Origin of the sequence: Paenibacillus sp. FSL R5-0701, from assembly GCF_037973995.1 — a bacterium.
In the GTDB taxonomy this organism is placed as follows: Bacteria; Bacillota; Bacilli; order Paenibacillales; family Paenibacillaceae; genus Paenibacillus.
On record NZ_CP150230.1, the window covers coordinates 3,205,643 to 3,219,714 of the forward strand.

General features: G+C 45.2%; 13 protein-coding genes. 12 read left to right on the top strand and 1 reads right to left on the bottom strand.

Annotation, left to right across the window (positions count from 1 at the left end; genetic code table 11):
- The first annotated feature begins 29 nt into the window (after window positions 1–29).
- The 9 genes from MKZ13_RS14220 (at window position 30) to MKZ13_RS14260 (ending at window position 10,071) form a co-directional block, all read left to right on the top strand.
- Window positions 30–869, top strand: coding sequence for a MerR family transcriptional regulator (locus MKZ13_RS14220; protein ID WP_339184846.1), 840 nt, complete (start codon window positions 30–32; stop codon window positions 867–869).
- Window positions 870–1,253: 384 nt separating this feature from the next.
- Entirely contained in the window at window positions 1,254–2,732 is a 1,479-nt protein-coding gene (gene abc-f, locus MKZ13_RS14225) for an ABC-F type ribosomal protection protein (RefSeq protein ID WP_339184848.1), read from the top strand.
- 151 nt (window positions 2,733–2,883) lie between these two features.
- Window positions 2,884–3,450, top strand: a complete 567-nt coding sequence (locus tag MKZ13_RS14230; RefSeq protein ID WP_036608234.1) for a helix-turn-helix domain-containing protein — start codon at window positions 2,884–2,886, stop codon at window positions 3,448–3,450.
- Between the two features lie 353 nt (window positions 3,451–3,803).
- Window positions 3,804–4,958, top strand: a complete 1,155-nt coding sequence (locus MKZ13_RS14235) for a glycosyltransferase (protein ID WP_017688647.1) — start codon at window positions 3,804–3,806, stop codon at window positions 4,956–4,958.
- A 37-nt stretch (window positions 4,959–4,995) separates the two neighbouring features.
- The gene (locus tag MKZ13_RS14240; protein ID WP_221819469.1) at window positions 4,996–6,303 is read left to right on the top strand and encodes an aminotransferase class III-fold pyridoxal phosphate-dependent enzyme; all 1,308 of its coding nucleotides are present in this window, start codon (window positions 4,996–4,998) and stop codon (window positions 6,301–6,303) included.
- A gap of 42 nt (window positions 6,304–6,345) precedes the next feature.
- Window positions 6,346–7,377: an alcohol dehydrogenase catalytic domain-containing protein gene (locus MKZ13_RS14245; RefSeq protein ID WP_221819468.1), complete on the top strand. Its 1,032-nt coding sequence runs from the start codon at window positions 6,346–6,348 to the stop codon at window positions 7,375–7,377.
- Window positions 7,378–7,457: 80 nt separating this feature from the next.
- A complete protein-coding gene (locus MKZ13_RS14250) occupies window positions 7,458–8,702 on the top strand; it encodes an MFS transporter (RefSeq protein WP_221819467.1) in 1,245 nt (414 codons plus the stop codon).
- 94 nt (window positions 8,703–8,796) lie between these two features.
- Window positions 8,797–9,390 (top strand): DUF1349 domain-containing protein, encoded by a 594-nt coding sequence (locus MKZ13_RS14255; protein ID WP_339184854.1) that lies wholly within the window; start codon window positions 8,797–8,799, stop codon window positions 9,388–9,390.
- A 39-nt stretch (window positions 9,391–9,429) separates the two neighbouring features.
- Window positions 9,430–10,071 (top strand): HAD family hydrolase, encoded by a 642-nt coding sequence (locus tag MKZ13_RS14260; RefSeq protein ID WP_221819465.1) that lies wholly within the window; start codon window positions 9,430–9,432, stop codon window positions 10,069–10,071.
- Here the strand turns inward: MKZ13_RS14260 and MKZ13_RS14265 are convergent.
- Complete coding sequence (locus MKZ13_RS14265) at window positions 10,068–10,883, bottom strand: AraC family transcriptional regulator (protein WP_145317646.1); 816 nt, start codon at window positions 10,881–10,883, stop codon at window positions 10,068–10,070. The two genes, MKZ13_RS14260 and MKZ13_RS14265, sit on opposite strands and share 4 nt — an antisense overlap.
- 295 nt (window positions 10,884–11,178) lie before the next feature.
- Here MKZ13_RS14265 and MKZ13_RS14270 point away from each other — a divergent pair, with 295 nt between their 5' ends.
- From MKZ13_RS14270 to MKZ13_RS14280, 3 genes are all read left to right on the top strand, one after another.
- Window positions 11,179–12,321, top strand: a complete 1,143-nt coding sequence (locus MKZ13_RS14270) for an FAD-binding oxidoreductase (protein WP_221819464.1) — start codon at window positions 11,179–11,181, stop codon at window positions 12,319–12,321.
- Window positions 12,318–12,605: a hypothetical protein gene (locus MKZ13_RS14275; RefSeq protein WP_221819463.1), complete on the top strand. Its 288-nt coding sequence runs from the start codon at window positions 12,318–12,320 to the stop codon at window positions 12,603–12,605. The genes MKZ13_RS14270 and MKZ13_RS14275 overlap by 4 nt, the downstream gene beginning before the upstream one ends.
- Window positions 12,606–12,820: 215 nt before the next feature.
- Window positions 12,821–14,053 (top strand): cytochrome P450, encoded by a 1,233-nt coding sequence (locus MKZ13_RS14280; protein WP_221819462.1) that lies wholly within the window; start codon window positions 12,821–12,823, stop codon window positions 14,051–14,053.
- Window positions 14,054–14,072: the final 19 nt, after the last annotated feature.

Consider the following 14,072-nt stretch of genomic DNA (forward strand, 5'->3'; position numbering starts at 1 on the left):
GACTACATATGTACATGGAGGGCCCATAGATGGCTGGACATCATGCACAACATTTTACCACCAGTGAATTTGCCAAGATCTGCGGAGTGACCAAACATACCTTGTTTCATTATGACGAGATTGGGCTGTTAAAGCCTGAATATACCAATGCCAAGGGCTACCGCTATTATGGTATGCAACAAACGTATGTGCTGGATGTCATACATGTGCTGAAGAAGGCAGGAAGCTCACTCCAAGAGATTAAGTCGTTCATTCAAAATCAGAATACACCATTGTTAATTGAGCTGTTTGAACAGAAATTAAAGGCACTTGAGTTGGAGCAACAACGAATCAAACGTATGCAAAAGCTGCTAAGTGGTGCCATTGAAATGACGAAACAAGCCACGGATGTTTCTCCTGAAGGGCTGCATATCGAACAATGTGAGCTGGAGTATTTTATTACTGTTCCACTGGAACAAGGGGATGGGGATAAGGAATTCTTCCGTAAGTTCATTGAATACAGGACCCATTGTGATGAACAGATGATCGACTATGAGTTTCCGGTATGGACGATCTTAACTCAGGAGCACTATGAGGCAGGAGATTACTATCCGGATTACTTTGGCAACAAAATAAAAGCTCCCATTTCAGGGGAAACGATATGGATTAAGCCAAAAGGGATGTATGCCGTCATGAATCATCGAGGTTCATACGAAAGCATGCCAGAGACGTATTCCCTCATGAAAGAGGAGATAGAAAAAGAGGGACTGCGAGTCTGTGGACATGTGTATGCACTGGACCTGCTCACTTATTTCGCAGAAAGTAATCCCGATGAGTACATCATCAAAATTTACGTAGAGGTGTGTAAGCCAGAAAACACGATGGTTTAACGGTATGGGGATGGAAGATGAGATCGAGGCTGTACTGCCTTGACCCATGTCGTATTCCATGTTAAGTTTTCTGTAATAAATTGTGAGTTTTCAAAGGGGGTATGGAGTGATGACAGAATTAGAGGTTGTGGATGTTTATGTGGACCTGTCAACAAACATGAACAGTGGCATGGTTCACAATATGACTAATCAGAATCTGACACTTTATCCTCCTATGCATAGATCTACTTGGCGCTGAGTGGTTTATCGCCAGGTTTCTTTTATTGTATAAGCGAATCTAAATTCTGATTATGTTCAAATATTAAAGTGAGGGAATCCATGCCATGTTCCATGGTGAAATCCCATCAGTTTACTTTTATATTTCACATAAAAAGGATGATATGCATGTCTTTAATCAACGTTACCAACCTGACTTTTGCCTATGAAGGCAGTTACGATAATATATTTGAAAATGTTAGTTTTCAGTTGGACTCCGATTGGAAATTGGGTTTTACCGGAAGGAACGGCAGAGGCAAAACGACATTCCTTAATCTGTTGCTTGGCAAATATGAATACAGCGGACATATCTCGGCGAATGTTAGCTTTGAATACTTTCCTTACCAGGTAGAAGATAAGGGAGCCATGACCGTTGATGTCATCGGTGAGATTCATCCTGAATATCTGCACTGGCAAGTTGTGCGCGAGTTTAACCTGTTAAAAGTGTCAGAAGATGTGTTGTATCGACCTTTTGATACGTTATCCAACGGAGAACAAACAAAGGTGATGCTGGCTGTTTTGTTCCTGAAGGATAATCGGTTTCTGCTCATTGATGAACCTACCAATCATCTTGATCTTCATGCGAGACAAATTGTAGGTGATTATCTCCGCAGCAAGAGTGGATTTATTTTGGTGTCTCACGATCGGGCGTTTCTGGATCACAGCGTGGACCATATCCTTTCCATCAATAAAAGTAACATCGAGATTCAGAAAGGCAATTTCTCCGCTTGGTGGGAAAATAAAAGAAGGCAAGATCAGTTTGAACTTGCGAGTAATGAGAAATTAATAAAGGATATCAAGCGTTTATCCGATTCAGCCAAACGGACCGGTGGATGGTCGCATGAAGTTGAAAAAACCAAAAACGGTACGAGAAATTCCGGCTCCAAGGTGGATAAAGGATATATTGGGCACAAGGCTGCCAAAATGATGAAACGTTCCAAAAATATCGAACAAAGGCAGCAATCTGCGATTCAAGAGAAATCCAAACTTCTCAAAAATATCGAGAGTGCAGAACGTTTACAGATTCATCAGCTGGAGTTTCACAAGCAGGAACTTGTCGAATTGGAACATGTGTCGATATCATACGGCTCTAAGACGGTGTGTAAGGATGTCAGTATCTCGGTTGAAAAAGGGGATCGTATTTCCCTATACGGTAAAAATGGATCTGGCAAATCAAGCATTCTTAAACTGATCTGTGGCGAAGATATCCCTTATACAGGTCTTTTCCGTAAGGATCATCAGCTTAAAATCTCGTATGTGTCGCAGGACACATCTGATCTTGGAGGGCATTTATCTGAGTATGCGGCCACACAGGGGATTGATGAAAGCCTGTTTAAATCGATACTTCGAAAGTTGGATTTTTCCAGACTGCAATTGGAGAAAGATATCTCAACGTTTAGCGCAGGGCAAAAAAAGAAAGTGCTCATTGCCAAAAGTCTTAGTGAGAAAGCTCATCTGCATATCTGGGATGAACCACTAAACTTTGTAGATGTTATTTCACGTATGCAGATCGAAGACTTACTCTTGGAATACTCGCCAACCCTTCTTTTTGTAGAGCATGATCGTGAATTTTGTACAAATATCGCAACGAGAATCATCGAACTGTAAGTATCGTGAAAGATAACCATGCTAAGAGCCGCCAAATGGCGGCTTTTAGTATTACTCGTGAGGAAATATGCTATAATTTTATAATCTCATCCAATCATTTGATGGATGACTAGATCAATTGTAGACTAATTCGCCAAGAGGTGTAATACCAATGAAAAAGGAAATGACAACAATCAAACAAACCAGGCTTCATTCCATTCTGGACGAGGCCACCAAATTGCTGATTGAAAAACCGAATGCTTCCATGAATGAAATTGCAGAATCTGCAAAAATCGGGATCGCTACGTTACATCGATACGTGGAAAGCCGCGAACAGCTTATGGTATATCTCGGATTACGCGCAATCGAGGTGGTCAGTGAGACCATGAAAGAAATCCAACTGGATGAGGAGCACTGTGAAAAGTACATACCTGAGCTGATCGAGGCGCTGATTCCATTAGGCGACAAAATATATTTTCTGGCTCATGACACCACCATTAACTATAATCCCGAAATTGAAGGAGCAGATCTGAAACTGAGAGAACCGGTACTGCATGCGGTCGGTCTGTTACAACAGAAAGGTTATTTCCGCTCCGATCTCGATAAAACCTGGATTGTCGATGTGCTGTATTCCATCATGTTCCTGACATGGCAGCAGGTTGTAAGTGGTCATATCGCGAGAAAAGCAGCCCCTGCACTTGTAGTGGATACGTTTTATCATGGATTTAAGCAGCGTTAGGTCAGGGTCTATCCAATGAAAAACAATAGATTTTAATACGAATGACACCCCAAAAAAGTCAACTGTATCGGTAGATACACAGACTCTTTGAGGGTGTTTTTTTGTGTTCACATCAGCGTTTCTCAGTGCGCAAGCTGCAAAGACTTGATTTTCTCACATATTCAAATATTAACAGTGTTCAGAATTTAAGATTTTCAGTTTACAAAAAATGATATAAATTTCTAGTAGATTCAAATCATTACCAAATAAAGACAAAATATTCAAACGAGGGGGCCGGGCAGAAATACCTGCAATTGTGCAGTTCAAAATCAGCTTATGTACTCATTCCATCAACCCAAATCAGGAGGGATTCCATGCTTTACACCATTATTGTGCCAGTCAACCAGGACTATAACATTTTGAACCTGTTCACAGATTCGCTGCTCCGGACGGTAAGCCCATCCACTCAGATTATTTTCATCAACGATGGTTCCGGCTCAGCAGTCTTTCAACATCTGGATAAACTGAAGCAAGAAGTAAGAGAAGGTGTGACCATCGAGATTCTTCAGCATGATTTTCCACTCGGTTGCGCCGTGTCGATTAATAGCGCACTGAGTCTTGCCAAGGGAGAGTACATTTTCTTCCTGGATTCTGACACCATTCTTCAACCGAACTGGCAACCGATGATGAAAGAGACACTGGATAGCGATATTACGATTGGCATGATTGGAGGGGTTCTGTTGTATCCGCAAACAGGAGGCGTGCAGCATTGCGGCATTGCTTTTGCGGACACCATCGGCCGACACCTGTTCCTGAACGCATCTCCTGATGACATCCCAAAAGAAACCTTCTCTGTTCAACTGGTGGTGTTCGCCATGTTTGGCATGAAGCGGGAGGTGTATGAGACCATCGGCAACCTCGATGAGAAGTTCTTTAACGGATACGAGGACTTTGATTATCAGATGCGGGCACGAGCTGCCGGATACGATACGGTCATTAACCCAAATATTCAGGCGTATCACTGGGAACGCAGCAGCGGCATTCACCGCAACTTCAACCGTAAGAACAATCTGGCACGCTTCTGGAAAAAGTGGGGCGGTCAAATCGAGGCTGATGTGTGGCCATTCGTTTTCAGTCATCTGAAAGCACAGCTGGAAAGCCAAGAGGAATACCAGCATCTGCCGATTGTCGGGATTGACCTTGCCGAGGTTCGAAGTGATGCCGATACATTCTGGACCAAGCTAGAGGAAGCCGAATTTGCAAATGTAGCCGAAGTACGGGACTATTCAAACCGCTTTAATTCCAATGGGGCCATCTGGCTGCCACAGGTACTGGGCAAGGAACTGATTCATAGTGAGAACCGGTTACTGTTTTTGGTAGACAATTTCGCCCGTTTGCTGGAGAACCGCTACTGGATTGAGATGAGACATGCTCATCGAGCCAAGGATCTGATCATTGACCTGTATGGCAATGTGATCACGATGGATCGCATCTACGATGGATGCTGGCCTGGAACCAAAGTTCGGTAATTCACTCACAACGAAAATAAACAGGGAGGTACTTAAGGTGAAAGAAAAAGAGAGCACGCTCGATCGTGCCGTACGATTTACCCGTAATCTGGAGTGGTTGGAACAAGTCGAAAAGGTAATTCCGAGCGGATGCAGCACTTTAGCCAAAGCACCTGAACGTTTATTCCCGGGACATACACCCGTGTGTTGTGCAGAGGCTTACAATTCCCGATTCACAGATATTGACGGCAATGAATGGTTGGATTGTGAGATGGCCATGGGTACGGCACCATGGGGTCATGCTAGACATGAAGTCCAACTCACTGTCATTCACCAGCTGAAAAAAGGGACAAGCTTTTCGATTCCGGCCGACATCGAACTTGAATGTGCAGAGTTGATTCTGGAGCGGTTCGAGGGGCGCTATCCGTCACTGCGCTTCACCAAAAGTGGTGCCGATGCAGTGAGTGGGGCTGTACGTCTAGCCCGCGCTGCAAGTGGAAAAAGCAAGGTTATTGCGACAGCTTATCACGGGTGGCACGATTGGTCCGCCTATGGTTATTATGGCGGCCAGACGAAAGAACGTGGCATCCCGGTAGATATCGAGCGTTCAACGATCTGGGTGAACAAGCCGACAGCAGAGCGAATTGAGGCCCAGATTACCTCATCTCCCGAGGATATCGCATGTATAGTTCTATGTCCCAATGAGTGGAAAAAGGAAGCGCTGGGGGAAGTGGTAACCCTGTGCCGGTCCCTGGACATCATTATCATATTCGATGAGGTAACTTCCGGTATTCGGATGGGCAAACAGGCTACAGCAGGAGAATATGATATCTGGCCTGATCTGCTTTGCATCTCAAAAGGTATGGCAAACGGTTTACCTCTCGCAGCGGTTATGGGACCTCAGCATCTGATGTCCTTGTCAGGACAGGTCAGATTCAGCAATGCCCATTCCAGCGAAACGACAGCGCTCGCAGCAGCCATTGCCTGTGAACGACTAATGAAGAATGCGAAAGTATGGCCGACTTGGCGAGATCCGACAACCCGGATCATGGATCGTCTGGAATCTGAACTTGTGTTACTCGGATTGACGGATCAATTGGAAGTGAGAGGGACATATGCAAGCTTCTGCATTCAATCCTTGGCTGAAGATAACTTCCAAACAGATCCTTTCCGCGAGTTCATGGTGAAGAGAATGGCTCACTTCGGCATTTTCACCAAAGGCTACTTTATTTTCTCCGATGCTCATACACGTGAAGAGTTGTTGTGGGTTGAGGAAGCTCTGTTGCAGATCCTGTCAGACTGGAAAGAGATTCAGAAGCAGGAACATCTTCATTCCATGCAACTTTCGAAAACGTTTGAAGCTTAATCCATAGATCATAATCGACAATCGACTAGGAGGAATTATTCAATGAAAGCACTCGTATATCAGGATCTCAAACAGGTGGCATACCAGGATATTGATGAGCCATCCATTCAAAAACCTAATCAGGTAAAAATTAAAATCTATGGTTCCGGCATCTGCGGGACAGATCTGAATATTGTCAAAGGCAAAGTGCCTGCGAATAAAGGAACGATCATTGGTCATGAAGGTGTGGGCACCGTAGTTGAGGTGGGTGATGAAGTTCGTGGTTTCAAGATCGGTGATCGGGTATTGGTTGATCCCACGCAATCTTGCGGTACCTGCTCTTATTGCCGCGAAGGTCTGTTTATCTACTGCGAGAATTTTGATGACTATCAAGTAGGGATGACGACACACGGAACCTTTGCTGAATATTTTGTTGGGGACGAAAAGTATATCTATGCTATCCCGGATTCCATGAGTTGGGAAACGGCCATGATGATCGAACCACTGGGATGTGTACTTCAGACGTTCATGAAAGCAGGGACTAAGCCAAGTGACTCTGTACTGGTCCTCGGTTCTGGAGCAATCGGTTCCCTGTGTCAGCTTGTTAGCAAACGATTGGCAAGGCTTACCGTAGGCACGGAAGTTGATCCATACCGCAAAGAGTTCGCTTCAGGGATCGCGGATCATGTGTTCTATCCTCAGGATCTGACACTGGATAAAGTATACGAGATCAATAATAACAAAAAGTTTGATATTGTAGTGGACGCGGTTGGTAACCAGCTTCATGTAGGATTTGAGCTGATTGCCAAAGGCGGCAAAATTATTCCTATGGGATATGACGACAGCTATGAGGTGACATTCAAATCAACAGCCGTGATTAATGATGGTATTAGTATCATTGGCGCGGTGGCTAATCACTCGATGATCAGTACGGCACTGAAATTTGCCCAAAGTATCCCGGAACTGGAACAGATGGTGACAGCCAAGGAACTGCTGAGTGACTATGAACAGGCCTTTAATGGAACGATTGGTTATGACATGCATACTGGAGAGAAATTGCCGATGAATTCGGTCAAAACAGCTCTTATCCTATAAGCATGTAGACATTAGCGGGTTTGCCGCTGCGAGAAGTTGGAATTCGCAGCGGTGAAAACCGCAGAAGGAAGGGATATCGATTGAAATTGCTTCAAGATTTGCCGAAGAATCCACGCTACTCCATTTTACTCGAACCGGTATGGGCCATTCCGGGCACGATCGTTCTCTTCTACGCTCCTTTATATATGAAGGAAGCCGGACTTTCGGATATTGAAATCGGTTTAATCAATTCGGTGAATCTTTATTTTGCCTTTATCTTTCAATTGTTTGCGGGTTCCATTACGAATAAGCTGGGCCGGAAACGAACAACGCTGATCTTTGATCTGCTTGCCTGGAGTGTTCCCATGTTCATCTGGGCCTTCTCCCAGAACTTCTGGCTGTTCCTGATCGCTTATTTACTAAACGCAACATCCAAGTTTGTAACGGTCGCCTTTAACTGTCTGATCATAGAGGATGTGGAGGAACACAAACGATCCAAGGTATTTGCCATTCTCAACATGATCATTACAGGAGCCGGGGTATTAACACCTATTGCCGGCGTTGTCATTGCTGATTATGGTATTGTGCCTACACTCGCCAGCATTTACTTTGTCGGGGGCATCCTGATGACTGCCATGTTCTTCATTCGTAACCGATACACGGATGAGACCGAGGTCGGCAAGGAGCTTATGGGGTTGCATAGCAAAACCCGCGTCCTTCAGAGTTTGGGTTCAAGTCTGCGCCTGTTCGGCAAGTCATTCTACAAACGGAGACTTTTTCCGATCATTTTGATTACGGTTTTATCCAATCTGATTCTGCAGCTGAATTTCTTTCAGGTCATTTTCTTCAAGGAACAGTTGAAGTTTGATGACCGTGTCATTTCGTTTATCCCAGTAGTGACTGCGGTAACCGTCATGCTGCTCTATCTGGTGATCATTCCGCGACTGAAACGGCGTTCGGAAGAAAAGTATGTTGGTTTTTCCATCGTACTCAGTACGGCAGGAGCCATTCTATTTCTATTGATCCCTGTGGGGAATATCGCGATGTTGTTTCTCACGCTAATCGTGCTCGCTGCGGGTAACTTCATTCTGCAGACATATCGGGATTCCCTGCTGATGAACCGATTGGGTACGCATGAGAAGGCTGATATGTTCTCGGCCGTGCAGACAGTCATGACGCTTACAGCCATTCCATCCGGTTACCTGACCGGCTTGCTCTACCATCACAATCCAACGCTGTTGTTCAGTGTCATTCTTGGTCTGTACGTCGTGCTGATGGTCATTATGTTATTCCTGCCTGATCCCCAGAAGCACTCCCAAGTGCTGGAACCTTACAAAAATATGTAGAAGAAGGGGTTTTCTGTATATGGAGCGAATATGTAGTACAGAAAAAAACTAGAACTACCTCTAGAACATATTTTAACTTGGGAGGCTGCTAAGAATGACTAACATAATGACAACAGAAGCACGGAAGCAATGGAGCTGGATGAACGAGCCCGAAACCTGGTCCTATACCGATCAGGGAGGTGTGCTGGTGGAAGCGAAGGCGGACACCGACTTTTTCCAAGATCCAGCGGGGAAGCACATTCGTGCAACGGCTCCTTTCTTGTCCATGCCTGTGCCTGGCGAATTCGAAATCACAACCCAATTAACCGTAGATATGAAAAATCAATATGATTCCGGATGTCTGATGGTGATGGCGGATGATCTTAACTGGTGCAAAATTTGTTTTGAGTATGATGGAAAAGTGCCTACCATTGTGTCCGTGGTGACACGTGATGGTTCATCCGATGATTGCAATTCAGTTGAAGTCTCCGTTCCTAATCCCTACCTGCGTATACGCAAAGTAGAAGACTGCATATCATTCTTTTATTCACCCGATGGGGATGAGTGGAAACTAATTCGATATTTCGGCATGCCGATCAAGGGGGAACTACGAGCTGGATTAGTTGCACAGTCGCCAACTGGAACGGGCTGTTCGTGTCACTTTGTATCTGTGAACGTCACCCATCCGGACTTGACCGCACGCTTCTAATTCGCTCCCCCGGCCAACCATTGGAGGGAGAATGGATTCATGGTAAAAGCATTTATATTTGATTTTGATGGACTCATTGTGGATACGGAGACGCCTTGGTACTATGCGTTTCGGGATATATATGAAGAGCACGGACTCGAACTGGGTCTGGAGCTGTGGTCGAAAAATGTGGGGACATCCTTTGAGGAGTTTCATCCGTTTCTATATCTGGAGCAGGCGCTCCAAAAAAAGATAGATCATGATCATATCAAACTGCTCTCTGAACAGAAATACGAAGCTTATTTGGGACAAGCTGCCATTCTTCCAGGGGTATATGAATTGCTGCAGACTGCCAGGGAAAAGGGGATTCAGCTTGCGGTTGCTTCCAGTTCCACCCGGGACTGGGTACATGGTTACTTGCAGAAGTTAGGCATTTTCGACTATTTCACAGTCGTTCATACTTCTGAGGATGTGAAGCGAGTCAAACCTGATCCTGAACTGTACCTTCTTGCTCTCCAAAGTCTTGGAATCGAGGCTTCCGAAGCGATCGTGTTCGAAGATTCGCCTAACGGACTGAAGGCAGCCAATGCAGCAGGTATTCGTTGTATCATCGTGCCGAACGAGGTAACGCGAGGTCTGGAATTCGCCATGCATGAACTGCGGTTATCCTCGCTGGCCGAGATCAATGTGGAGGTTCTTTAATCCAGGTATTGCTTGCGTAGCTCGATAGGGGAGATCCCTTCGTATTTTTTGAACACTGATCCAAAGTAACTGGCACTGTTGAAACCAACCGCTTTGGCTATTTCATGAGCCGTGGTGGCACCATTCTCAATGAGCATTTCCTTGGCTTTCAACAACCGATATCGCGTCAGATACTCCAGTGGAGTCATTTGAAATTCTTTTTTGAATATGCGATTGAGATGCTGCTCGGTAACGTCCATCTGTTGAGCCAACATGGGGAGAGAAATATCCTGATGATAATTCTGTTTGATAAAAGTAATGAGTTCATCCAATCTTAATCGGGCATCAGAACGTTCGTAAGCACTATAGCGTTCACCTTCAATGGTTAATCTGACCAAAAGCATGTACAGTAACGCAGATACGTGCCAGATCTGATCCTTGTGCCGGGACTGCAGCGCCAACGTTATTTCATGCAACAGGATATGAAGCATTCCATCCGGCTTGAAGGCGCGCAGCTCCCCGATCTGCAAGGAATGCAAGAATCGTGGCAATAAATAGCCATTGAAAGACAGACAATCAAATCGTAATGAATCACTCAGATTGTGGTAACGGTACGTTACCTCCGGAAACAAAATGAGAGCGGTCCCTTTTTTGATCGAAAACTCATGATTCTTTGCTGCGATTCGCCCTGTTCCTCCGATGCACTGTACAATGCTGTAATCCCGTGAATGGTCGCTCCAATTCATCAATTCATCAACGGTCAACTGGTTTTGCCCTGTAATCATGAGCGGCATATCGGTATCCAGCGGATTCCCCATGCTAGGTTTCGGCATCGTCGTGTTATTCCTCTTTTCGTTAAAGGATCATGTGCGTAAGTGGCGTGGTTACAGCGTTAAAAGAAACCCAGAAAGAATTATATTACATAAATGGAATTATTTTAATTGATTGGAAACCAATAATAGAACGTTTTCAAATAAATGCTCCATCAATTCCATATGGGATGGATGAGTGTGAACCGTGGCCCGATTATTCTCTGTTAATGAATCTAAAGGTACGCCTGCCTTGCCAACTTCATGCGAAACGGTATACGCTATAATGAATGAGTGATTAAGGAAAGGAATGCAAAACATGAAGAAAGTCATCGTAGTCGGATCGGGTATTCTGGGGGCATCAACAGCCTATCAATTAGCCAAACATGGCGCAGAGGTAATCATCATAGACCGAAAAGATATAGGACAGGCAACGGATGCAGCTGCTGGGATCATCTGTCCATGGCTGTCACAGCGACGTAATCAGGACTGGTATCAGCTCGCCAAGGCTGGTGCGCGGTTCTATCCTGGCATCATAGCGGAGCTTGAAGGCGAAGGTGAAACGGAAACCGGTTATGCTCATGTGGGCGCGCTTAGTATTCATACGGATATGGACAAAATCAACAAGATGGAAGAGCGGGCCCATCTTCGCAAAACAGATGCACCGGAGATTGGCGACATTACACCTCTGGATGCAAAAGAAACCCGTGATCGTTTTCCTTTACTGGAGGAACATTATCAATCCGTACACATCAGCGGTGCTGCACGTATAGATGGAAGGGCGCTGCGCGATGCCTTGATCCGGTCTGCACAGCGAAATGGCGCTACGCTGATTCATGGAGATGCTACGCTTCAATTCGAAGCGGATCAGGTCATCGGTGTGAGTGTTCATGATCAAAGTTTCCTGGCAGATGAAGTCATTGTCTGCGCAGGTGCTTGGGCCAATTCACTGCTGAAACCACTCGGCATACACTTTAAAGTGCACTATCAAAAGGCACAAATTATGCATCTACATGTCACGGGTGGGGAGGATACAGGCCGTTGGCCTGTGATCATGCCACCTTCCGACCAATATCTGCTGGCCTTTGATCAACAGAAGATCGTGATTGGTGCCACTCATGAAAATGATGTGGAAGGTTATGATACAAGAGTAACTGCAGGGGGCATGCAGGAAGTTTTGAATAAAGGTCTGGAACTGGCACCAGGGCTAGCCAATAGCACATTTCAGGAAGTAAGAGTTGGATTCCGTCCCTTCACACCTGGCTTTCTGCCTGTAATGGGCGCTGTCCCTGGCTGGCAAGGCCTGATTACAGCAAATGGACTTGGGGCCTCTGGCTTAACCATGGGGCCTTTTATCGGGAGTCAACTGGCCAAATTGGCTCTTGGCATGGAGCTGGATATCGATATTGAGCCTTACCATATTGGCAAAGCAATGGATGAAATTGAAAGAGGTGAACCATGACATATTCACAACGTTTATCCGATGGAGCGAACTCGTCCGATATCGTATATCTGGAACATCAGATTGGTATGACGAAAGAAGAACTGCAAATAGCCTTGGAGGAACGCGAAAAATACGAACGCGAATTGGCACATCTCAAGTCATCATCCATTGGAAATGCAACGAAAGATGACTCGGATGAGCAAGCCTTAATGGAAAAGTCGAGCCAAACGCAGAACTTGATTGAAAACCTGTCTGCACAGCTGGAGCAGCTACAGGAATCATTGGCGAAACTAGGCGATTGATCGGTTCGTATGGCTTATCTTTCTGAAACACCGACAGAAATAATATACGATACGTATAAAACAAAAACCCCTTATGTTAAGGGGTTTTTATGATTTAGTTCAAATGGTTTATATCAATAAATGAACGTATGGTATAAAATGGAATCAGGTGCTGAACTGTCAATTCAGGTACCCATGTAACCAATCACAAAACGATGCTGAGAGGTGGATTCCAAATGTATAAAGAAGTGATACGCGTTGAGGACATCACGGGGTTTCAGTCCAGATCTGAAGAGTTTTTCCCACTTCACTGGTTTCGAAAAATGCTGTCCGAGCATCCTGTGTACTATCACGAAGATACAGACACCTGGAATGTGTTCAGATACGATGATGTGAAGCAGGTCCTCAGTAATCATGAATATTTTTCAGCCGAAGGAAACCGGACGACCATTGCCGTTGGAGCAAAGAACAATGAAGGCACACCTCCAGACAAATTCAATATGTCAAGTATTGATCCTCCCCGTCATCAAAAGAGTCGTTCGTTGTTATCTGCTGCTTTTACACCGCGTAGTCTGAAAAACTGGGAGCCACGAATTCGCAACATCGCAGAGCAGCTGGTAGCAGATATTGAGCCAAATAAGACCATTGATATTGTTCAAGCGTTGGCCGCTCCACTGCCTTCGATGGTTATGGCCGATCTGCTCGGTATCCCCCTTACAGACAGCCATCGATTCAAGAACTGGGTAGATATTCTGTTTCAGCCCTCCAATCCAAAGACGGCTGAGGAGAGTGAACTGAAAAAACAAACTGCAGCGCAAGAGTATTATCAATTCCTATACCCCATTGTAGTTCATAAACGGACCCACCCTGGTGAGGATATCATTACCGACCTGTTGAACGTTGATGTTGAAGGTGAGAAGTTCACGGAGGATGAGGTTGTTCGCACAACCATGCTGTTGCTCGGAGCTGGAATTGAGACAACCAGTCATATGGTTTCAAATACATTCTATTCATTCCTGTATGATGACCCCAGCTTGTATGATCAACTAAGACAGAATCCCGAGTTGGTTCCGCTCGCAGTCGAAGAAATGCTCCGTTATCGGTTCCACAATGCCAAGCGACATCGGACAGTGAAGCAGGATAATCAATTGCTCGGAGTGGATTTGAAAAAAGGTGATGTTGTGATCTCCTGGATGAGTGCAGCCAATATGGATGAGCAGATGTTTGAAGACCCGTTTGAGTTAAACATTCATCGTCGTAATAACAAAAAACATCTTACCTTTGGGAATGGCCCACACTTTTGTCTGGGTGCCCCGTTGGCAAGAATGGAACTCAGCATTGCCTTGACGGCATTTGTGGAGAAAATTGCGCGGATTGAACCAGTGGATTCATTTGATCTGGAGAATAATCTGGCCACTTCAGCTCCGGGGCAGTCGTTGATCCATCTGCCAGTGAAGATAGTTGGCTAGAGCGAAAGGTTCATACGGG

Bases quoted from the DNA above. Each gene is read 5' to 3' on its own strand.
- MKZ13_RS14220 (WP_339184846.1), top strand. From the start codon at position 30: ATGGCTGGACATCATGCACAACATTTTACCACCAGTGAATTTGCCAAG.
- abc-f (WP_339184848.1), top strand. From the start codon at position 1,254: ATGTCTTTAATCAACGTTACCAACCTGACTTTTGCCTATGAAGGCAGT.
- MKZ13_RS14230 (WP_036608234.1), top strand. From the start codon at position 2,884: ATGAAAAAGGAAATGACAACAATCAAACAAACCAGGCTTCATTCCATT.
- MKZ13_RS14235 (WP_017688647.1), top strand. From the start codon at position 3,804: ATGCTTTACACCATTATTGTGCCAGTCAACCAGGACTATAACATTTTG.
- MKZ13_RS14245 (WP_221819468.1), top strand. From the start codon at position 6,346: ATGAAAGCACTCGTATATCAGGATCTCAAACAGGTGGCATACCAGGAT.
- MKZ13_RS14255 (WP_339184854.1), top strand. From the start codon at position 8,797: ATGACTAACATAATGACAACAGAAGCACGGAAGCAATGGAGCTGGATG.
- MKZ13_RS14260 (WP_221819465.1), top strand. From the start codon at position 9,430: ATGGTAAAAGCATTTATATTTGATTTTGATGGACTCATTGTGGATACG.
- MKZ13_RS14265 (WP_145317646.1), bottom strand. From the start codon at position 10,883: ATGCCGAAACCTAGCATGGGGAATCCGCTGGATACCGATATGCCGCTC.
- MKZ13_RS14270 (WP_221819464.1), top strand. From the start codon at position 11,179: ATGAAGAAAGTCATCGTAGTCGGATCGGGTATTCTGGGGGCATCAACA.
- MKZ13_RS14275 (WP_221819463.1), top strand. From the start codon at position 12,318: ATGACATATTCACAACGTTTATCCGATGGAGCGAACTCGTCCGATATC.
- MKZ13_RS14280 (WP_221819462.1), top strand. From the start codon at position 12,821: ATGTATAAAGAAGTGATACGCGTTGAGGACATCACGGGGTTTCAGTCC.